Source organism: Streptomyces sp. NPDC029956 (assembly GCF_055574655.1).
In genome coordinates this window covers 110,326-130,039 of record NZ_JBVHZJ010000019.1, presented here as the reverse complement: position 1 = coordinate 130,039, position 19,714 = coordinate 110,326, and the positions used below count along the sequence as shown (strand labels likewise).

General features: G+C 73.7%; 12 protein-coding genes. 6 read left to right on the top strand and 6 right to left on the bottom strand.

Annotated features, from left to right (window positions below; genetic code table 11):
* Positions 1-508 precede the first annotated feature (508 nt).
* Positions 509-1,075: a MarR family winged helix-turn-helix transcriptional regulator gene (locus ACZ4XX_RS18015; RefSeq protein WP_030318311.1), complete on the bottom strand. Its 567-nt coding sequence runs from the start codon at positions 1,073-1,075 to the stop codon at positions 509-511.
* A 155-nt stretch (positions 1,076-1,230) separates the two neighbouring features.
* Between ACZ4XX_RS18015 and ACZ4XX_RS18010 the strand changes: the two genes are divergently transcribed.
* A complete protein-coding gene (locus tag ACZ4XX_RS18010; protein ID WP_468508845.1) occupies positions 1,231-2,496 on the top strand; it encodes an MFS transporter in 1,266 nt (421 codons plus the stop codon).
* An 8-nt stretch (positions 2,497-2,504) separates the two neighbouring features.
* Here the strand turns inward: ACZ4XX_RS18010 and ACZ4XX_RS18005 are convergent, their stop codons facing one another.
* Entirely contained in the window at positions 2,505-4,157 is a 1,653-nt protein-coding gene (locus ACZ4XX_RS18005) for an ATP-binding SpoIIE family protein phosphatase (RefSeq protein ID WP_468508844.1), read from the bottom strand.
* 106 nt (positions 4,158-4,263) lie between these two features.
* A complete protein-coding gene (locus tag ACZ4XX_RS18000) occupies positions 4,264-5,628 on the bottom strand; it encodes an NAD(P)/FAD-dependent oxidoreductase (RefSeq protein WP_468508843.1) in 1,365 nt (454 codons plus the stop codon).
* A 354-nt stretch (positions 5,629-5,982) separates the two neighbouring features.
* Here ACZ4XX_RS18000 and ACZ4XX_RS17995 point away from each other — a divergent pair, with 354 nt between their 5' ends.
* Positions 5,983-6,777 carry a TetR/AcrR family transcriptional regulator gene (locus tag ACZ4XX_RS17995; RefSeq protein ID WP_468508842.1) on the top strand — a complete coding sequence of 265 codons (795 nt, stop codon included), beginning with the start codon at positions 5,983-5,985 and terminating at the stop codon, positions 6,775-6,777.
* Positions 6,778-7,016: 239 nt separating this feature from the next.
* The gene (locus ACZ4XX_RS17990) at positions 7,017-9,194 is read left to right on the top strand and encodes a sigma-70 family RNA polymerase sigma factor (RefSeq protein WP_468508841.1); all 2,178 of its coding nucleotides are present in this window, start codon (positions 7,017-7,019) and stop codon (positions 9,192-9,194) included.
* Here ACZ4XX_RS17990 and ACZ4XX_RS17985 read toward each other — a convergent pair.
* The 3 genes from ACZ4XX_RS17985 to ACZ4XX_RS17975 all read right to left on the bottom strand — a co-directional run bounded on the left by ACZ4XX_RS17985 (position 9,181) and on the right by ACZ4XX_RS17975 (position 15,467).
* Complete coding sequence (locus ACZ4XX_RS17985) at positions 9,181-12,696, bottom strand: AfsR/SARP family transcriptional regulator (RefSeq protein WP_468508840.1); 3,516 nt, start codon at positions 12,694-12,696, stop codon at positions 9,181-9,183. The two genes, ACZ4XX_RS17990 and ACZ4XX_RS17985, sit on opposite strands and share 14 nt — an antisense overlap.
* Positions 12,697-12,737: 41 nt before the next feature.
* Complete coding sequence (locus tag ACZ4XX_RS17980; protein WP_468508839.1) at positions 12,738-13,076, bottom strand: Uma2 family endonuclease; 339 nt, start codon at positions 13,074-13,076, stop codon at positions 12,738-12,740.
* A gap of 123 nt (positions 13,077-13,199) precedes the next feature.
* A complete protein-coding gene (locus ACZ4XX_RS17975; protein WP_468508850.1) occupies positions 13,200-15,467 on the bottom strand; it encodes an asparagine synthase-related protein in 2,268 nt (755 codons plus the stop codon).
* 570 nt (positions 15,468-16,037) lie between these two features.
* Here ACZ4XX_RS17975 and ACZ4XX_RS17970 point away from each other — a divergent pair.
* The 3 genes from ACZ4XX_RS17970 (at position 16,038) to trmB (ending at position 19,710) form a co-directional block, all read left to right on the top strand.
* The gene (locus tag ACZ4XX_RS17970) at positions 16,038-17,522 is read left to right on the top strand and encodes an MFS transporter (protein ID WP_468508838.1); all 1,485 of its coding nucleotides are present in this window, start codon (positions 16,038-16,040) and stop codon (positions 17,520-17,522) included.
* A gap of 153 nt (positions 17,523-17,675) precedes the next feature.
* Entirely contained in the window at positions 17,676-18,860 is a 1,185-nt protein-coding gene (gene lhgO / locus ACZ4XX_RS17965) for an L-2-hydroxyglutarate oxidase (protein ID WP_468508837.1), read from the top strand.
* 46 nt (positions 18,861-18,906) lie between these two features.
* Complete coding sequence (gene trmB, locus ACZ4XX_RS17960) at positions 18,907-19,710, top strand: tRNA (guanosine(46)-N7)-methyltransferase TrmB (RefSeq protein WP_468508836.1); 804 nt, start codon at positions 18,907-18,909, stop codon at positions 19,708-19,710.
* Positions 19,711-19,714 lie beyond the last annotated feature (4 nt).

Genomic DNA, 19,714 nt, shown 5'->3' with positions numbered 1-19,714 from the left:
TCAACTAATCTGGCGTTGATTTTTGGCACGCTGTTGAGTTCTCAAGGAACGGACGCTTCCTTTGTACTCACCCTCTCGGGCTTTCCTCCGGGCTTCCCTTCGGTCTTGCGTTTCCGACTCTATCAGATCTTTCCGATCCGATTTCCTCGGTGCTTTCCGGTCCCATTCGCTTTCGCTCCGGGCCCTTCCGGCGGTTCCGACTCTATCAGAACCTTTCGGCGTCTGATTCCCAGTCAGCGGGGTTTGTCTTTCCGGCTGTTGGGCCGTTCCGACGTCTCAAACTCTAGCGGATTTCCCCGGCGGCTCATAATCGAGTCTTTCGAAATGAATTTCGGCATGCCGAAATTCATCCCGGTGGGGAGATCGTGCGGAGTAGAGGTGCCGCTCTCAGCGGCGGAGGTGGTTGTCGAAGAACCGTTCCGGCTCTGTGACAACTCGGAGAACACTACGCATCCGGGAGGGGAGTGTCAACCCCCCTCGGATGGCCGCACGCGGGCCCCGCAGGAGCTCAGTCGAGGTCCGTCAGGCGGCCGCCGGCATCGGGCTGGGTGAGCTCCACGCGACGGAGGAGACGGATGAGGATCTCGCCGAGCACTCCCCGCTCGTCCGAGGTGAGGTCCTGGAGGAGCTCCTCCTCGAAGTCCGTGGCCATGCGCATGGCCTCCAGCCACTTCGAGCGGCCCTCGTCGGTGAGCTCGACGATCACGCGGACGCGGTTGTTCTCGTCGCGGTCGCGGGTGACCAGGCCTTCTCCCGCCATGCGGTCGATGCGGTGGGTCATCGCGGCCGGGGTGAGGCCCAGCCGCTTGGCGAGCTCGCCCGGACCCAGCCGGTAGGGCTCGCCGGCGAGGACCAGGGTCTTGAGGACCTCCCACTCGGCGTTGCTGATGCCGAGGTCGGCGAGCTGGCGTCCGTACGCCACGTTCATCCGCCGGTTCAGCCGGCCGAGGGCGGAGACGACCTTCTCGACCTGAGGGTCGAGGTCGCGGAACTCGCGCTGATAGGCGGCGATCTGCTCGTCGAGGCTCGGCTCCTGCGGAGCCTGCGGGCCGGACCGCTCGGGGTTGTCGGACATGGAGGCGAGTATCCCACGGGTCTCGTTGGCGTTGAAGTCCTTCGGTGTGTACTGTTAAGCCTCGAACTTTAGTGTTGAAGTCTTCAAGGTTCAGGGGTACACCTCTGAACCTGCGACCGAAGTGGGTGAGTGTGACCAAGGCGAGGGGCGCAGCGATGCGCCGTATTCAGGCAGGCAGCGCGCTGAGCGCGTTCGGACTCGGCTTCACCGTGCCGTACCTCTATGTGTACGTGGCGCAGGTGCGGGATCTGGGCGCGGCCACGGCGGGCATCGTCCTGGCCGTCTTCGCCATGGCCGCACTGGTGGTGCTGCCCTTCAGCGGGCGGACCATCGACCGGCGCGGACCGGTGCCGGTCCTCCTCGTCGCCTCGGTCGTCGCGGCCGTGGGTGCGGTGGCGATGGGCTTCGCGTCCAGCGTGCCCGCGGCTGTGGGGGCCGCGGCGCTGCTCGGTGCCGGTACGGCCGTGCTCCAGCCGGCGCTCGCCACGATGATCGTCTGGTGCTCGACGCCCGTCGGGCGCACCCGGGCGTTCGCGATGCAGTTCTTCCTGCAGAACCTGGGTCTCGGTGTCGGTGGTCTGATCGGCGGTCTGCTGGTCGACACGAGCCGGCCGGGCAGCTTCATCCTGCTGTTCTCGATCGAGGCGGCGATGTTCCTCGTCCTGGGGGCGATCGTCGGGACCGTGCGGATGCCCGGCTCCCCGGCGTTCCAGGGCGCCCGTCCTTCCGAGGGCGGCAAGGGGGGCATCCGTGCGCTGCTCGGGCACAAGGCCATGGTGCAGCTGTGCGTCCTCGGCTTCGTCCTCTTCTTCGCCTGCTACGGACAGTTCGAGTCGGGTCTCGCCGCCTATGGCACCGAGGCCGCCGGCATCCAGCCCTCGACGCTCGGTATGGCGCTGGCCGCCAACACCGCGGTGATCGTGGCCGCCCAGTTCCTGGTGCTGAAGTTCGTCGAGCGCCGCAAGCGGACCCGGGTGATCGCGGCCGTCGGTCTGATCTGGACCGTGGCCTGGCTGATCGCCGGGTACGCGGGCCTCGGGCACGGCAGCCAGGCCATGGCGACGGCTGCCTTCGTCTCCACGTACGCCCTCTTCGGGCTCGGTGAGGCGATGCTGTCGCCGACCGTGGCGCCGCTGGTCGCCGACCTGGCGCCGGAGTCGATGGTCGGGCAGTACAACTCGGCCTTCGCCCTGGTCAAGCAGCTGGCGCTGGCCGTCGGGCCGGCCGTCGGCGGGCCCATGGGAGCCGCGCTGCACGGTCCGTACATCGTGACGTTCGTGCTCTTCTCGCTCGGCATCACGTTCCTCGCGGTGCGGCTGGGCAAGCAGCTGACCCCGGAGCAGAACCAGCCGTCGCTCGCCGTGAAGCCGTCGCTGGTCGTGGCCCAGCACATGCCTGAGAAGGAGACCGCGGCCGCCTGACCTCCGGCTTAGTGGTCGGGCAGGGCGAACTCGCACCAGACCGCTTTGCCGCCGCCCGGTGTGCGGCGGCTGCCCCAGGACGAGGCGATCGTCGCGATGATCGAGATTCCGCGACCCGCCTCGTCCTCCGATTCCGCCCTGCGGCGGCGCGGCAGGTGATCGTCCCCGTCGGTGACCTCGATGATCAGGCGGCGGTCGGTGCGGCGCAGGCGCAGCCGCATGGGCGGGGTGCCGTGCTGGAGGGAGTTCGCCACCAGTTCGCTGGTGGCGAGGACGCCCAGGTCGCGCAGTTCGACCGGGAAGCGCCAGGACGACAGGACCCCGGAGGCGAAGGCACGCGCGCGGGGAGCGGCCTCGACGCCCCCCAGGAGTTCCAGGGCCGCGTTGTGGAAGAGCTCCGCGTCCGCCCCCTTGCGGGACGGGTGCTGGACGACCAGGACGGCCACGTCGTCGTCGTGCTCCGCGGTGACCCCCAGGGAGCGGAGCAGCCGGTCGCAGACGACCTGCGGGGTGCCGCTGGCGCCGGAGAGCGCGCGGGCCAGGGCGGCGACGCCCTCGTCGATGTCCTCGCGGCGGCGCTCGACCAGACCGTCGGTGTAGAGGACGGCGGTCGAGCCGGGCGGCAGGGCGATGGAGCCCGAGGCGTGCAGCCAGCCGCCCGTGCCGAGCGGTGGGCCCGTCGGATCCTCGGCGCGCCGGACGCTGCCGTCCTCGTCCCGGACGAGGATCGGGAGGTGGCCCGCGGAGGCGTAGACCAGCTTCCCCTCGCTGGGGTCGTGGATCGCGTACACACAGGTGGCGATCTGGCTGGCGTCGATCTCGGCGGCGAGGCCGTCGAGGAGCTGGAGCACCTCGTGCGGGGGCAGGTCCAGGCGCGCGTAGGCCCGGACGGCGGTGCGGAGCTGGCCCATGACGGCGGCGGCGCGCACCCCCCGGCCCATCACGTCGCCGATGACGAGCGCGGTGCGGCCGGCGCCGAGGGTGATCACGTCGTACCAGTCGCCGCCGACGGCCGCGTCGGTGCCGCCGGGCTGGTAGGTGGCGGCGATCCGCAGGTCGTCGGGCTGCTCCAGGTCCTGCGGGAGCAGCGAGCGCTGGAGGGTGACGGCGGTCTCGCGGTGGCGGCGCTCGCTGGCCCGCAGCCGCTCGGCGGCCTCCGCGTGGTCGGTGACGTCCGCGGCGTGGACGAGGACGCCACCGCCGTCGATGTGCGGGCTGTCCACGGGCAGGCACGTCACCGTGTACGAGCCGCCGTCGTGGGTGCGGCGGGACTTGACCGTTCGCGGCTTGCCGCTGCGCAGCACCTGGTCCATGAGGGGCAGCAGGCCGAGCTCCTCCGCCTCCGGGCAGGTGTCGGCGACGGGCACGCCCGCGGGGCGGGGGCCGAAGGCGGCGGCATAGGCGTCGTTGACGTACGCGATGCGGTGGTCCGGGCCGTACGCGAGGGCGACCAGGCCGGGGAGCCGGCCGAGGAGTTCCCGTACGGAGAAGTCCTCCAGGGCGGGTACGTCGGCGGGCTCGCCGGTCTCGGCAGCCTCGCGGGCGAGGTGCTCCAGCTGCTGCGCGTACTCACCGCGGGCGGCGGGCACGGAGCCTTCGGTCCCCCGCGCCGCGCGGCGCTGTGTACCGGGGAGCCGGGCGCTCCAACGGGTGAAGTTCACGGATCTCTATGCCTCGTGGTGTCGGTGCCGTGCAGAGTCACGCTGTGCAGGTGTGAGTCCACCTATGGTCACACGTCCAGTGTGGACGAGTGCACTGACAGTGATGTCAGGACGACGGCTTGTCGCCGTGGTCGGGTGGCGGAGCGGCGGCGAGTTCGAATTCGGCGCGGGGGTGTTCCAGCGACCCGAGGGAGACGATCTCCCGTTTGAACAGGCCGGACAGGGTCCATTCGGCGAGGACCCTGGCTTTGCGGTTGAAGGTGGGGACCCGGCTCAGGTGGTAGGCGCGGTGCATGAACCAGGCCGGATATCCCTTGAGTTTCCGTCCGTAGACGTGGGCGACGCCCTGGTGGAGGCCGAGGGAGGCGACGGAGCCGACGTACGCGTGCGCGTACTCCTTGAGCGGCTGCCCGCGCAGGGAGGCCGCGATGTTCTCGGCGAGGACCTTGGCCTGACGGACGGCGTGCTGGGCGTTGGGCGCGCACTCCTTGCCGGCTTCCTTCGAGGTCACGTCGGGGACGGCGGCGGCGTCACCGGCCGCCCAGGCGTGGTCGACGCCCTCGACGGCGAGCGCGGCCGTGCAGCGGAGCCGGCCGCGTTCGTTCAGCGGCAGGTCTGTCCTGGCGAGGACGGGGGCGGGCTTCACGCCCGCGGTCCAGACGACGGTGCGGGTGGGCAGCCGGGTGCCGTCGCTGAGGACCGCGATCCGGTCCTCGCAGGATTCGAGGCGGGTCTCCAGGCGTACGTCGATGTTCCGGCCGCGCAGCTCGCGGATGGCGTACCTGCCCATCTCCTCGCCCACCTCGGGCAGGATCCGGTCCGAGGCCTCGACGAGGACCCAGCGCAGGTCCTCCGGCTTGAGGTTGTGGTAGTACCGCGCCGTGTAGCGGGCCATGTCCTCCAGCTCGGCGAGCGCCTCCACGCCCGCGTAGCCCCCGCCGACGAAGACGAAGGTGAGGGCGGCGTCGCGGATCGCGGGGTCGCGGGTCGAGGAGGCGATGTCCATCTGCTCGATGACGTGGTTGCGCAGGCCGATGGCCTCCTCCACGGTCTTGAAGCCGATGCCGTGGTCGGCGAGGCCCGGGACCGGGAGGGTGCGGGAGACCGAGCCGGGCGCGATGACCAGTTCGTCGTACGTGAGGTCGACCGCGCCGGCGCCCTCCTCGACGGTCGCGAGGGTGGAGAGGGTCGCGGTCCGCTTGACGTGGTCGACGGAGAGGACCTCGCCGATGACGATCCGGCAGCGGTCGAGGACACGGCGGAGCGGCACGACGACGTGCCGCGGGGAGATCGAGCCGGCGGCGGCCTCGGGGAGGAACGGCTGGTACGTCATGTACGGCTCGGGGGTGACCACCACGATCTCGGCGTCGCCGGCTCTCAGCTCGGCCCTGAGCTGCCGCTGGAGGCGCAGCGCGGTGTACATGCCGACGTAGCCACCGCCGACCACGAGAATGCGCGCAGGTTCGGTCACTGTCCCATGACGCACCGCCGTCCGTGGTTTGTCCACAGCCCCGGCAAATTGTGTGACCGGAGGGGTACGGAGGCGCGGGGTGGCGCGCACGGGGGGTACGTGCTCAACGGCGCAGGTCAGGGTGTCCACGCCGGGTTCGGCGGGGGGTCGGAATCGGGAGTGATCCGCTCCTTGCTCCGATCGGGGGGCGCACCGTACGGAACTCCCCCTTCTGAATTGACCCGGACTCAACTATGTTCGTACTTCGTCGGGGTGTCGGATGGGAGCGCGTGGACCGAAGCGCTCATCCTCCGGAAACCCCGTTTTCAGGGCGGGGAGTCTCCGGGGGGAGACATCATGAGCGGGGGAACGCTTATGCATATGCAGGATTCACGATGGCAGACGGGCGCCGGGACGGCGACCGTGGACGACGGCCCGCACGCGGGCGTCGGCGGCTCCGAGCGCAACGGCGCACCGGTGTCCGGCAGGGCCGCGCCGCTGCGGGTGGACGCCCAGCGCAATCTGGAGCATGTCCTGCGCGCCGCGCGCGAGGTGTTCGGCGAGCTCGGTTACGGGGCTCCGATGGAGGACGTGGCACGCCGCGCCCGCGTCGGTGTCGGCACCGTCTACCGCCGCTTCCCGAGCAAGGACGTCCTGGTCAGGCGGATAGCCGAGGAGGAGACCTCCCGGCTGACCGAGCAGGCGAGGGCCGCGCTCGGCCAGGAGGACGAGCCGTGGTCGGCGCTCTCCCGGTTCCTGCGGACCTCGGTGGCCTCGGGCGCGGGCCGGCTCCTTCCGCCGCAGGTGCTGCGGGTGGGCGTCGACGACGTCACGGTACTGCCGCTCGGCGGCGACTCCCACGGCGCGGACGACGCGGCGCGGGTGCCGTACCAGCGGGGTGTCGGCGAGCAGACCGACGCGCGTGTGGTCGCGCCGAGGGCCGTACCCGCCGAGGAGAAGGACGACGCGGGCGCCGCGGAGCTCCTCGAGGTGGTCGGCCGGCTGGTCGACCGGGCGCGTGAGGCGGGTGAGCTGCGGACCGACGTGACCGTGGCCGACGTCCTCCTCGTCATCGCCACGGCCGCTCCGGCGCTGCCGGACGCGGTGCAGCAGGCGGCGGCCTCGACGCGTCTCCTCGACATCCTGATCGAGGGGCTGCGCTCCCGGTAGGGAGCGCCCTTCGTAGGAGCACAGCTCCGGGAGCCGGCTGCCGCGCCCCGGCGCGGGCCGGAGTCTTCGTGTGGTCCGGGCGGATCAACGAGCATGACACGAACGTGTGATCGGTTACGCCCGGATACACGAAGTCGCCCCGGATGAGTGGTAAGTGGACGCGGCGCTTCGGCGTGCCCGCGCGCTGTGGCAGGCTTGGCCGGTGTTCGGGTCCGAGCGTGCGTACGGGGGCTTCCGCGATGAGCGGTGACAGTCGGGACGAGCCGCTGGGCGGCCCCGCCGAGGCGGGGGGCCAGCCCTCCCGGCAGGTGCCGAGCCAGGGTGGACCGGGAGGCCTCCCCGGCGCGCCGGACACCACCGGGGCGGGTTCTTCGGGCGCGGGTCCGGCGAGTTCGAGTCCGACAAACACGAGTCCGACAAACACGGGTCCGGCAGGCACGGGTCCGGCAGGTGCCGTGGGCGCCGTCGATTCGCTCGACCCACTCGGATCGCTTCATTCGCCCGATTCGCCCGATTCGCTCGATTCGCTCGACGCGAGCGTGCCGCAGCAGCGTGAGGGAAAGACCTCCGGGTGGGGCGCCGGTTCCGGTACGGGCTCCGGGTTCGGCACGACCGGGGCAGGCACCGGGCCCGAGGACGACCACGAGCACGACACCGTCCTTCCGCCGCCCGTCGAACTGCCCCCCTCCGACCCCGAGCTCGTCCAGCTCATGCGGGACGGCGACGACTCCGCGTACGAGGAACTCTTCCGCAGACACTCCGACGCCGTGCGCCGGTACGCCAGGACCTGCTGCCGGGACGCCCACACCGCCGACGACCTGACCGCCGAGGTCTTCGCCCGCACGCTGCAGGCCGTCCGCGGCGGAGCCGGGCCCGAACAGGCCGTACGCGCCTATCTGATGACCACCGTCCGGCGCGTCGCCGCGAACTGGACGAAGACGCAGAAGCGGGAACACCTCGTCGAGGACTTCGCGGTGTTCGCGGCCGAGGCCGCCCGCTCCTCCGAGGTCTCCGACCAGGACACGCTCGACCTCGGCGCCGACGTCCTGGCCATGCACGAGGCCGAGCAGTCGCTCGCCATGCAGGCCTTCCGCTCGCTGCCCGAGCGCTGGCAGGCCGTGCTGTGGCACACCACCGTCGAGGAGGAGTCCCCCAGCGAGGTCGCACCGCTCTTCGGCCTGACCGCCAACGCCACGGCCGTCCTCGCCAGCCGCGCCCGCGAAGGCCTCAAGCAGGCCTACCTCCAGGCCCACGTCAGCCAGTCCCTGACGGCCGGCGGCGACTGCGCCCGATACGCCGACCGGCTCGGCGCCTACGCGCGCGGAGGCCTGCGGATGCGCGCCGAACGCGGACTGCGCAAGCACCTGGACGAGTGCGCCAAGTGCCGGCTCGCCGCCGGTGAGCTGGCCCATGTCAACGCCGGCATCCCCGCGCTGCTTCCGGTCGCCGTCATCGGCTGGTTCGCCGCCGGGTACTCGCTCAAGGCCGCCGGCGTCGTCGCCGGAGGCGCCGTCGGCGCGGGTGCGGCCGGTGCCGCGGCCGCCGCCACCGGGTCCTCCGGCGGAGCCGCCGCCGAGGGCCTCGGCGCGCCCGCCAAGGCCGGGATCGCAGCCGCCGTCGCCGTCGCCGCGGCAGCCGGGCTCGTCTGGGCCATGGCCGGGGATCCGCAGCCCGTGGCCGCGCCCAGACCCGCCCAGCCCGTCGTCACCCCCGTCGTACCGGCGGAACCCGCGCCGCCGCCGAAGCCGACGCCGACGCCCGTACCGCCGCCCCCGCCCGTGACGTCCGAGCCGCCGGCGCCCACGCCGACCCCCACGCCCCCTCCGGCGAAGCCCGCACCGAAGCCGACGCCCGCGAAGCCGACGCCCCCGCCGGCGACGCCGCCGCCGAAGCCCAGCCCCAAGCCGACCCCCACGCCCACGCCGACGCCCAGTCCCGAGAAGCCCTCGCCGAAGCCGGCGCCGCCGCCCGCCCCGCCGAGGGTCTACCAGGTCAACGAGCTGGACTACGGGATCTTCGGTGACGGCACGAAGCCCGAGGTCGCCCTCTCCGACAGCAGCTGGATGTGGCAGCGCGCCAACCTGTCCATCGGCGGCACCCCGTACGCGCACGGGGTGAGCGTCCACGCGCCCTCGTCCCTGCTGATCGACCTCAACCGGCAGTGCACGAGTTACGACGCGGTCGTCGGCGTCGACGACCTGAGCGCGCTGCTGGGCGTCGGCGGCGTGCGGTTCTCCGTGTACGGGGACGAGGAGCGGCTCTGGCGCTCCGACGTGGTCCGGGCCGGCGACCCGCCGGTCCCGGTGCACGTCGACATCTCCGGCCGCAGCACGATCCGGCTGGTGGTGGAGGAGCACACGCCGTTCGGGCGGGCCGCCGTCGCCGACTGGGCGCAGTCGCGGATCAGCTGCTCCTGAGGTTCCCGTCCGGCCCGGGCTCGTCCGGCCCGGGCCGGTCCGGTTCGGGCCTCGTGGTGACCGTCTCCGCGAGGGCCAGTACCTCGTCGACGTCGAGCCCCTTCCCTGCGGCGCGAGCGGCGGCGAGGCCCGACGGGCCGAGCGCCGCGACCGCCCGGGCGTTCACCGCCTCGACGTCCCGCAGGCCGGGGACCGAGCGGGGCAGCTCGGTCCGCCAGCCCTCGACGGCCGCCATGATCGTGACCGCCAGGGCGGGTTCGCCCGCCGAGGACAGGACGACGGCGAGCCCCTCCCCCAGGCCCGCGAGGAAGAATTCCGCGCACTGCGCGTCCCGCGCGCCGCGCAGCGCTTCGGTGGCCGTGGCGACGGCGGACGCCCGCCCCTCGCCCGCCTCGACGCGCGCGGACAGCCCCACGAACGCCGCCTCGAAGTGCGGTGGCGGCGCCCCGGTAGCGACCGTGCGGCCCGCCTCCTCCAGTTGGGCGCGGGCCTCCGCGATCTCGCCGCGGTACAGGGCGACGCCGGCCCGTAGGAAGCAGACGAACACGCCGGTGTCCCGCACGCGGTAGCGCTCCGCCTCCCGCGCGGCCTCGTCGAGGCCCTTCTCCGCGGCCTCCATGTCGCCGGTGTGGTAGGCGAGTTCGGCCAGGCGGGCGAGGAGGAACGGGGACTCGGCGTGTGCGCCGACCTCACGGGCCAACCGCAGGGCCTCCTCGTACGCCTCCCCGGCCTCCTCGCTGCGGCCGCGCAGCAAATGGGCCTCGCCCACCGCGCTCGCGATCTGGGCACCCATCCAGCGGTCGCCGACGCTCCGGGCGAGGAGGCGGAGCTCGGCCAGGTCCTCGTCGATGCCCGGCATGCCGCCGGGCATGTCGACGACCATGTGCGTACGGAACATGAGGCTGACGCCGACCTCCCAGTCGCCGCCGTGGCGGCGGCAGTTGGCGACCGCTTCGTCGAGAAGGTCACGGACCACGGCCGGTTCCTCGGTGAGGTACGCGGTGAACGGCCAGAGCAGGCCGGGGAAGCTGGCGCCCTCCGGGCCGGGCGGCTCGCCGAACGCGGTCCGTACGCGGCGGGCGAGCGCGATCGCCTCCGGGTCCTGGAAGTCCCGCAGCGTGCGGCTCTCGACCTCCAGGAAGAACTGCAGCATGCGCAGGCGCATCCGAGGCCAGTAGCGGGGGTCGTCGGGGTCGGCCGGGTCGTCGCCGAGTGCGACCGCGCGGTCGACCCAGGACAGGCCCTCGGGACGGTAGTTGCGCAGCCACCAGAACCAGCCCATGGCGAAGACCAGGCGGTGGGCGGCGGCCTCGTCGGATCGGGATCCCCCCTGCTCGGGCGAGGCGGAGGACCTGGGGGAGGTGACGACCGTGCGGTGCAGGGCGGCGCGGATGTTGTCCAGGTCGCGTTCGATCCGCTCGATCCACGGGAGCTGCTCGGCCGAGCGGAGCCTGGGTTCGGCGGTCTCGGCGAGGGCCGTGAAGTGGGCGGTGTGGGCGGCCTCGGCGGCGGCGAGGACCGCCGGGGTCTCGGCGGCACGCTCGGCCGCGTACTCGTGGATGGTCTCCAGGAGCCGGTAGCGCATCTCGCCGCCCTCGGTGGGGGTGGCGACGACGAGGGACTTGTCGACCAAGGCGCCGAGCGCGTCCGCCGCGCGCGGGGACAGTGCCTCGGCGGCGGCGAGGTCCCAGCCGCCGGCGAAGACCGAGACCTGGCGGAGCAGGGTGCGTTCCTCGGGGTCGAGCAGGTCCCAGGACCAGTCGACGACCGCACGGAGGGTCTGCTGGCGGGGCAGGACCGTGCGGGAGCCGGAGGTGAGGAGACGGAAACGGTCGTCGAGCCGGTCGGCGATCTGGCGCGGGGTGAGCAGCCGGAGGCGGGCGGCGGCCAGTTCGATGGCGAGGGGCAGGCCGTCGAGGCGGCGGCAGATCTCGTCGACGGCCGCGCCGCCGCCCTGGGTGAGGTCGACATCGGGACGTACGGCGCGGGCGCGCTCGGCGAAGAGGCGGTGCGCGGGGTCCGGTGGCAGGGGCTCGAGGGGTCTGACCGACTCCCCCGGGACGCCGAGGGGTTCGCGGCTGGTGGCGAGGATGCGGAGCTGCGGACAGTCGGTGAGGAGCGTCTCGGCGAGGGCGGCGGCCGCGTCGATCACGTGCTCGCAGTTGTCGAGGACGAGAAGGAAGGGGCGGCGGGCGAGGTGCTCGACGAGACGGGCCGTGGGGTCGTCCTGGAGCGTCACGCCCTCGCGGGTGATCAGGTTGACCTCGCGGAGCCGGAGCGCGGAGAGGACGGCGCCGGGGACGGCCTCGGGGTCGTCGAGCGGGGCGAGTTCGGCGATCCAGGCGGTGGTGGGGGAGGCGGGTGCGGGCTCGGTCCGTTGGAGGTTGGCCCCGGTGGGGCCCGGACTGGTGGGGGCTGAGGTCGTGGGGTTTGTAGCTGTGGCGGGTGTGCCGGCTGAGCCGGTGGCGGGGGCGACGGGGGCGAAGACCCGCAGGGCGGCCTCTTCGGCGAGCCTGGTCTTGCCGGAGCCGCCGGGGCCTGTGAGCGTGACGAGCCGGAAGCGGTCCAGATCGGCGTGGATCGCGGCCAGTTCGGGCTCCCGGCCGACGAAGGAGGTGAGGCGGGGGCGGATGTTGCCGGAGGCGGGGGTGGAGTCGGCCGGGGGCGTCGGGGGGCGCGCGTGGTCCGGCGGTGCGGTCGGCCGCGGGTCGGCAGCGGTCGGCGGATCCCACGCGGTGCCATGACGCACGGAGGCCGGGGCCGGGGCAGGGGCCGGGAGCGGGGGCGGACCCGCGAGGAGCTCCCGGTGGAGCGCGGCGAGTTCGGGGCCGGGGTCGGCGCCGAGGGCGTCCGCGAGGGTGCGGCGGGCCGACTCGAAGGCGGCGAGGGCGTCGGCGTGCCGGCCCTCGGCCCGCAGGGCGCGGATGAGCTGGGCGTGGAAGGCCTCGTCGTACGGGTACGTGGTGGTGAGCCCGGTCAGCTCCGGTACGAGTCCGTCGGTGGCGCCCCGGCGCAGATCCGCCTCGACGCGCTGCCGGAGCGCCGCGAGCCGCTGGGCCTCCAGGCGGACGCCCGCCGGGTCGGACAGATCGGCGAGGGCGGGCCCCCGGAACAGGCCGAGGGCTGCGCGGAGGAGGGCGGCGGCCTTCTCCGGTCCGCCGGCGTCGAGGTGCGCGCCCGCGTCCTGGACGTGGCGCTCGAAGACGTACAGGTCGATGTCCTCGCGGGCGGCGACGAGTCGGTAGCCGGGGCCTGGGGTGGAGGCGACGGCGTCGCTGCCGATGATCCGCCGGAGGCGGCCGACGAGGGCCTGGAGGGCGGCGGGGGCGTCCTGCGGCGGGGAGTCCCCGTACACGTCGTCGGCGAGCTCGGTGACGGATGCGGCACGTCCGCCGCGCAGCGCGAGCGCGGCGAGCAGCGCGCGCAGCCGGGCGCCGCCGACGGGGAGACGGCGGCCGAGGGGGTCGAGGGCCTCGGTGGTGCCGAGGATGAGATACCGCACCGGCTCATTGTGTCCGGCGGCCGTTGCGTACGCCTCGGGGTTTACCCCGGTGCGTCCTCGGGGTCCGGCTGTCGGAAGGCAGAGCCGTCCAGGTCGAAACCGAGGGGGTCAGGCAGTGCGACGACTGTCCCCGGCTTGTGGATGGACTTGTGCCCGTAGTCGTCCCCGGAGGGTGCGGAGCACACGACGGCTTCACCGGCCTCGCGGTCGATCAGCAGGTAGAGAGGGATGCCCCCGCGCGCGTAGGCCCGGATCTTCTGGACGCGGTCGCGGCGCGCGGTGGACCAGGAGGTCACCTCGGCGACGAGGAGAACGGGGCTCGCACCCTCGCGGTCGGGCATGCCGTCGGAGAACGCGTCCTCGGGAACCGGCAGCGGCATCGCCGTGCCGGACCTCCTGCGCTCGGTGCGACGCTCTCAGCTTAGGTCGGGCAGCCCGGCGGGGTCCGGCAGGCATTGACTCGAACGAGCGTGCTGTGACGTTTCGTCCGGGCCCTCGGCCCCTCACGCCGGCAGCGACCTCGTCGCCGGGATCAGGGGGCCCTGGACCGCGCGGTGGGCGCGGGGTTCCGTGGTGTTGGTCCAGCAGGAGCCCCGGCGGGACATGAGGCGGCGGAGCCAGAGTTCGGTGGAGACGAGGTCGGCGAGGCCGTCGAGGGGGACGGGCGCGCCGTCGGCCGCCGTGCGGAGGGCCTCGCGGACCACGCGTGCCTCGATCAGGCCCGCGTCGGCGAGCAGCGGGGCGTCGAAGAGGGCGATCAGGTGGGGGAGCGCCGCGCGCAGACCCGCGCGCGTGGCGCCGGCCGGGACCGCCGGGTGAGGGGCGCCCCAGCCTGGGGGGAGGTCGTGGATGCCGGCCCCGGACAGGACCGTGCGCAGGACGCCCGCGCGGGCGTCCGGCTGGACCCGGAGCGATTCCGGGAGGGCGCGGCAGGCCCGTACGACCTGGTTGTCGAGGAAGGGGGCGTGCAGGCGCTGGCCGCGGATCTCCGCGGCCTGTTCCAGGACCCGGTGGTCGGCCGCCGCACGCGCGAGCGCGGCACGCGCGCGTGCTTCGCCCGGTCGCTGGACGGAGGTCGGCAGTGTCGCAGCCCGGTTGAGGCGAACCGATACTTCGGCAAGCGCCTCCCCCGTCATCCAGCGCGCCGCGGGCCCGGGCCGGGACCAGGTGAGCGCCGAGAGGGACGCCTCCAGGGGACCGAAGCCGTCCTGAGCCGTACGGTTCGCCTCCAGGACCCGCTGGGCGGCCGCCTCCAGGCCCGTCCGGTACGGGGTACGGGCCAGCTTCCGTGCCGCCCGGTACACCGTCAGCGGCACCAGGAGCGAACCCGCCGACGGCCCCGAGGCCTTCGCGAGCGCCGTCACCGGACGCACCAGGGAGCGGCGTCTGCGGTCCATCAGGAGGTCCGCGAGGCGCGCCGGGTGCGCGTCCAGGACCTGCTTGGCGCCCATGCCGGTGAAGTGGTCGGCGCTGCCGCCCGCGAGCCGCCTCCGGTGCCGTTCGGCCGTCACGAGGGAGGGCCCCGGCTCGTCCGTGAGCGGCCCGTCCAGTGCGGCGTATGGGAGCGCCTCCTCGCCTCCCGCGACGACGACGTGGTGCAGCCGCGGGTCGGCCGCGATCGCCCCGGCCCGCTTCAGTTCGTCCTCCCGGTCCGAACCCGCGCGCGTGGCAAGGTCGTTGAAGGTGACGGCGAGCAGCCGTTCCCCCGCGCCCGTGCCCTGCCCGGTGATCGTGCCCGGCACCCCGGGGAGGCCAGCCGCGAGGAGCGCGAGCGTGCCGGAGGCGCTGCCGCCCGACAGGTCGGCGCCGATGCCGGGCGCCGGGCCCGCGCCCCGGGCCGCTCGCCGGTCGGCGGGCCCCATGCCGGGCACGGGGCCCGGGTCGGGCAGCGGGGCCTCGGGCGCGTGCCGCGGGGCGGTGAGCCGCGCGCGTACGGATTCGATCAGGGCGTCCCTGACCCCCTCGACGGCCTGCCGGGGGTCGGCCTCGGCCGCAGCGACCGCGAGCGAGGCGACCTGCTCGTACCCGGTGATCTCGCGCGCGCCCTCCCGCAGGATCAGCGCGTGGCCCGGCGGCACCCGTCGGACCCCTTCGTACGGGGTGGAGTCGCGCAGCGCCTCCGGGGTCTCCGGGCAGGCGAGCAGCGCCCCGAGATGGCCGATGTCGAGTTGGGCCTCGACCAGGTCGGCGAGGGGCAGGGCGGCGGTGGCGAAGGCGGTGCCGCCGGCCCACGGGGTGTGGAACACGGGCCTGGCGCCCGCGAGATCACCGGTGACGGTGACCCGGCGGCCGGCCTTGACGACCGCGGTGTAGCTGCCGGGCCAGGCCGTGAGGTGCCGCAACGCGCCCCCGCGAGCGGTGAGCAGGCCGATCCGCAGTTCCTCGTCGCTCGCGGCGCAACAGCCGAGGACGGCGAGACGGGTGTGGTCGTCGACGGCCACGACCCGCACCTCGTCGGGGCGCCAGTCGCCGACCGCCCACAGCGGGTCGGGGTCGCCCCAGAGGAGTTGTGCGCCGACGGGTTGCACCGTGCGCCCCTCGGTGGCGGCGGCGTGGCCGTAGCCGGGGTCCGAGCCGTAGCCGGCGTCCGAGCGGGAGCCGTGGCCGGTGTTCGAGGCCGACCCCGAGCCGTGGCCGGCGTTCGAACCTGAGACGTATCCGGCGCCGTACGAGCCGTACGAGCCGTACGAGCCGTTCGCGGCGCCCGCCCGGGCCCCGGCCGTCGTTGCGAAGCCCGCGGCGACGCTGCTCCAGCCCACCAGCCATCGCATCGGCGCCTCCACATCCGTTTCGGTGGGAGACATGCTGCCACGACAACGGCGCACGGGGCGGAGTCCGGGTGCACGCGCGCGAAAGCCGAATGCGCCCCTGGCATGGGCCAGTTGCACACCGGCGTCATTCGGCCAAATATCGCCCCTCTTCGGTGGGGGCGGGAAGCGTCCGGGGCGCCTGCCCACGCACACCGCTTCACACCGGCCACCGGCAGCCCGGGAGGCGCTCCCGCCTCCCGGTGCCGTCCGCCGCCCGCGGGGAATGGGGCGGCGGTATCCCCCAGCCCACTGGTCCGGGACACTTTCCCGGCCGAGCGGGCCGACCCACGCGCTACTCATGGAAGCGCTCCCCCGGCCACCCCGAGAGAGCGCACGGCCGGGCGCACGGCCACACGGCGGGAGCGCGAGCCGGTCCACCGAACGCGGCTGTCGGTCTTTCACACAACAATCTCGCCATACGGAACACCGCCCCTTAACGGTAGGGATGCGGCGAACTACGCTGTGTTTACGAATGCCGCACGCCTATGCCCGGCGTCGTGGCGGCCGTCTGGGTTGTCGAGGGGTGGCGTCATGTCCAGGGAGCAACGCGGGCCGAACGAAAAGCTCGGCACGGTTCTCGCCCTCGCGGGAATCAGCAACGCCGGGCTCGCCCGGCGCGTCAACGACCTCGGTGCGCAACGGGGCCTGACGCTTCGATACGACAAGACCTCCGTCGCCCGGTGGGTGTCGAAGGGCATGGTGCCGCAGGGCGCCGCACCGCATCTGATCGCCGCCGCGATCGGGCAGAAGCTCGGTCGGCCCGTGCCGCTGCACGAGATCGGGCTGGCCGACGCCGACCCCGCGCCCGAAGTGGGCCTCGCGTTCCCGCGCGACGTGGGCGAGGCGGTCCGCTCCGCGACCGACCTGTACCGGCTGGATCTCGCCGGGCGGCGGGCCGGCGGTGGCGGGATCTGGCAGTCGCTCGCCGGCTCCTTCGCGGTGAGCGCGTACGCGACGCCCGCGTCCCGCTGGCTGATAACCCCGGCCGACCCGTCGGTGGAGCGCGAGGCACCGCGCCCACCGGGGGCCGGGATCACGGGCGGGGGCGGGGGCGGGGGCGCCACGGGCGGCGCGAGCAGCTCGGCCGCCACCGAGCACGTGCGCGTGGGGCACAGCGACGTCGCCAAGCTCCGCGAGGCCGCCGAGGACGCACGCCGCTGGGACTCCAAGTACGGCGGCGGGGACTGGCGTTCGTCCATGGTCCCCGAGTGCTTACGCGTGGACGCGGCCCCGCTGCTGCTCGCCTCGTACTCCGACGAGGTCGGCCGGGCCCTCTTCGGCGCGACCGCCGAGCTCACCCGGCTCGCCGGCTGGATGGCCTTCGACACCGGGCAGCAGGAGGCCGCCCAGCGCTACTACATCCAGGCGCTGCGGCTCGCCCGCGCCGCCGCCGACGTGCCTCTCGGCGGCTACGTCCTCGCCTCGATGTCCCTCCAGGCCACCTATCGGGGCTTCGCAGACGAGGGCGTCGACCTCGCCCAGGCCGCGCTGGAGCGGAACCGGGGGCTGGCCACCGCCCGCACCATGTCCTTCTTCCGGCTCGTCGAGGCACGCGCGCACGCGAAGGCCGGTGACGGGGTCGCCGCGGCCGCCGCGCTCAAGTCGGCCGAGGGCTGGCTGGAGCGCTCCCGCGAGGGCGACGGCGACCCGACCTGGCTGGGCTTCTACTCGTACGACCGGTTCTGCGCCGACGCCGCCGAGTGCTACAGCGACCTGAAGGCGCCGCGCGAGGTGCGCCGCTTCACCGAGCAGGCGCTCTCGCGGCCGACGGAGGAGTTCGTCCGCTCGCACGGGCTGCGGCTCGTGGTCTCCGCCGTCGCCGAGCTGGAGTCGGGCAACCTGGACGCGGCCTGCGCGGCGGGCACGCGGGCGGTGGAGGTGGCGGGGCGGATCTCGTCGGCGCGGACGACGGAGTACGTACGGGATCTGCTGCACCGGCTCGAACCGTACGGTGACGAGCCCCGGGTCATGGAACTCCGGGAGCGTGCCAGGCCGCTGCTCGTCGCACCGGCGTGAGGGGCGGGGGCGCCGCTCGTCGCCCCCGACGCGAGGGGCGTGGCCCGCGTCGGCATGCCCTGCGTCGGGGTGACCTGCGTCTCGTGCCGTCGCGCGAGGTTTCACGGGATTGTCAGTGGGCCAGTGCACTATCGGGGGTGGGAGGTGGCGCTGGTGTTTGACTGTGACGTGCTGGTGATCGGCGGCGGGATCGTCGGTCTGTCGACGGCGTACGCCCTGACGCGCGCCGCTCCCGGCACGCGGGTCACGGTCCTGGAGAAGGAGCACGCGCTCGCGAGCCACCAGACCGGGCGCAACAGCGGGGTGATCCACAGCGGGATCTACTACCGGCCCGGCTCGCTCAAGGCCCGGTTCGCGGTCGAGGGCGCGGCCGAAATGGTCAAGTTCTGCGCGGAGTGGGGCATTCCGTACGAGGTGACGGGCAAGCTCGTCGTCGCCACCTCGCGCGAGGAGCTGCCGCGGCTGCACGCGCTCGTGCAGCGCGGCCGGGAGAACGGCATCCCGGTGCGCGAGCTCGGCCCCGCCCAGATCAGCGAGTACGAGCCCCGGGTGCGGGGCCTGGCCGCGATCCACGTCGGCACGACCGGCATCTGCGACTACGGGGCGGTGTCCCGGCGGCTCGCCGAGTCCTCCCGGGCCCGGATCCTGTACGGCGCGGAGGTCACCGTCATCGACCGGCGACCCTGGGGGGTCGCCGTGCGGACGGCCGACGGCCGCGTGGTGCGGGCACGGGTCCTGGTCAACTGCGCGGGGCTGCACTGCGACCGGATCGCCCGGCTCGCCGGCGACGACCCGGGCATGCGGATCGTGCCCTTCCGGGGGGAGTACTACGAGCTCCGGGACCCCTCGCTCGTGCGGGGTCTCGTCTATCCGGTGCCGGACCCGGCCTTCCCCTTCCTCGGGGTGCATCTGACGCGGGGGATCGACGGCGGCGTCCACATCGGGCCGAACGCGGTCCCGGCGCTCGCCCGGGAGGGGTACGGCTGGTCCGTCGTCCGCCCTCGCGAGCTGGCCGGCACGCTCGCGTGGCCCGGCTCGTGGGCGATCGCCCGGGCGCACTGGCGGTACGGAGCGGGTGAGCTACGGCGGTCGGTGTCCAAGCGGGCGTTCACGGAGGCGGTGCGGCGGCTGCTGCCGGTGGTGTCGGAGTCGGACCTGCGGCGGGCGGACGCGGGGGTCCGGGCGCAGGCGGTGCTGCGCGACGGGACGCTGGTCGACGACTTCCTGATCCGGGAGGCGCCGAGGACGGTCCACGTGCTGAACGCACCGTCGCCCGCGGCGACGGCGTCGCTGCCGATCGGCCGCGAGGTGGCGGGGAGAGCGCTGGCGCGGCTGTAGCCCACCGCCGTGTGGGCGGCGGGGTTCGCCGTAGAATCGGGTCATTGTGTCTGAGCAGCCAGAGAACATCGCGCGTCCCGTCGCCGACCCCGCCGAGTCCGTCCGGCCCGTCTCGCAGCGGGGCAGCCAGCGGTTCGCGCCCGGTGAGGGCCCCCTGCCCGATCCCGCCGGGTCTCATCACGAGCGGCGGATCCGCAGCTTCCAGCCGCGACGCAGTCGCGTCACCGCCGGTCAGGCCGAGGCCCTGCTGAAGCGGTGGCCGGACTGGGGTCTCGACATCGACGGCAAGCGGGTCATCGACCTCGGCGAGATGTTCGACGGGCTCCCCGTCGTCCTCGAGATCGGCTTCGGCATGGGCGAGGCGACCGCGCAGATGGCCGCCGCCGACCCCGGCACCGGCATCCTCGCCGTCGACGTCCACACCCCCGGCCAGGGCAATCTCCTCGGCCTCGCCGACCGGAACGACCTGACCAACGTCCGGGTCGCCAACGGCGACGCGATCATCCTGCTCCGCGAAATGCTCGACAAGGACTCCCTCGACGGCTGCCGCGTCTACTTCCCGGACCCCTGGCCGAAGGCCCGCCACCACAAGCGGCGCCTCATCCAGCCCGAGTTCCTCAGCCTCCTCGCGACCCGGCTCAAGCCCGGCGGCGTGCTGCACTGCGCCACCGACTGGGAGTCGTACGCCGAGCAGATGCTGGAGGTGCTCTCCGCGCACCCCGACTTCGAGAACACCCAGGCCGACGGCGGTTTCTCGCCCCGGCCCGAGTTCCGGCCGCTCACCCGCTTCGAGGGGCAGGGGCTCGACAAGGGCCACGTCGTGAACGATCTCCTCTTCCGGCGGAAGTGACCCC

Bases quoted from the DNA above. Each gene is read 5' to 3' on its own strand.
- ACZ4XX_RS18015 (WP_030318311.1), bottom strand. From the start codon at position 1,075: ATGTCCGACAACCCCGAGCGGTCCGGCCCGCAGGCTCCGCAGGAGCCG.
- ACZ4XX_RS18010 (WP_468508845.1), top strand. From the start codon at position 1,231: ATGCGCCGTATTCAGGCAGGCAGCGCGCTGAGCGCGTTCGGACTCGGC.
- ACZ4XX_RS17995 (WP_468508842.1), top strand. From the start codon at position 5,983: ATGCATATGCAGGATTCACGATGGCAGACGGGCGCCGGGACGGCGACC.
- ACZ4XX_RS17990 (WP_468508841.1), top strand. From the start codon at position 7,017: ATGAGCGGTGACAGTCGGGACGAGCCGCTGGGCGGCCCCGCCGAGGCG.
- ACZ4XX_RS17980 (WP_468508839.1), bottom strand. From the start codon at position 13,076: ATGCCGCTGCCGGTTCCCGAGGACGCGTTCTCCGACGGCATGCCCGAC.
- ACZ4XX_RS17975 (WP_468508850.1), bottom strand. From the start codon at position 15,467: ATGCGATGGCTGGTGGGCTGGAGCAGCGTCGCCGCGGGCTTCGCAACG.
- ACZ4XX_RS17970 (WP_468508838.1), top strand. From the start codon at position 16,038: ATGTCCAGGGAGCAACGCGGGCCGAACGAAAAGCTCGGCACGGTTCTC.